Consider the following 717-nt stretch of genomic DNA (forward strand, 5'->3'; position numbering starts at 1 on the left):
TGCGACCTAATTACACAGACACTTCTGAGCGATAAAAAACTGATTATTTGCGGGAACGGTCTATCTGGACCAATCGCAAGCCTTTTAACAACCTGCTTAATGAACCAACAGGAATTCGAACGCCCAAGCCTTCCTGCGATCAATATTTCTATCGATTCCACAACTATTTCTGCTATTGCGAAGGACGGCAATTACAACCTTAGCTATGCCAAGCAAATTAGAGCCATTGGTTTCGAAGGAGACACCCTGATTGCACTATCTATCGATGGCAACTGCAGCAATATTGTTCAAGCAATTCAAACCGCGCACGAAAAGGACATCAAGGTAATCACACTTATCGGTCATAAAGATGGGAAAATTTCTGCGATAAAGCAGGGACAGGATGTTGAAATCCAGCTAAACACCAATTCGGTAGCGCGAGCGATGGAAGCTCAACTTATGGCAGTTAATGCCATGTGCCACCAAATCGAAAATCAACTTTTTGGTGGCGCATTTTAGTTAAGAAAGCCTAGAACAGGCTTTCTCTTTATTTAACTATCTTTAGAGAAGGCTTATGAGGCAGGTGTTCTGCCGCTTTCTTCCCTTCATCTTGTGGGTCATTCGGACTCGGCGGCTCTGGTGCACCAGGCTCAGCCCCGAACACCATACCCTGTCCATTTTCTTTTGAGTAAATCGCCATAATAGCTACGATAGGAACGTAGACCTGCATCGGAACGC

General features: G+C 44.8%; 2 protein-coding genes. One reads left to right on the forward strand and one right to left on the reverse strand.

The window, feature by feature from the left end:
* On the forward strand, positions 1–498 hold a 498-nt coding region (locus A3735_RS23575; protein ID WP_082885981.1), incomplete at its 5' end, for an SIS domain-containing protein.
* 28 nt (positions 499–526) lie between these two features.
* Here the strand turns inward: A3735_RS23575 and A3735_RS23580 are convergent.
* Positions 527–717 (reverse strand): ClpXP protease specificity-enhancing factor SspB (locus tag A3735_RS23580; RefSeq protein WP_231882635.1); only part of this gene is annotated, 191 nt, incomplete at its 5' end.

It is taken from the genome of Oleiphilus sp. HI0061 (assembly GCF_001635675.1).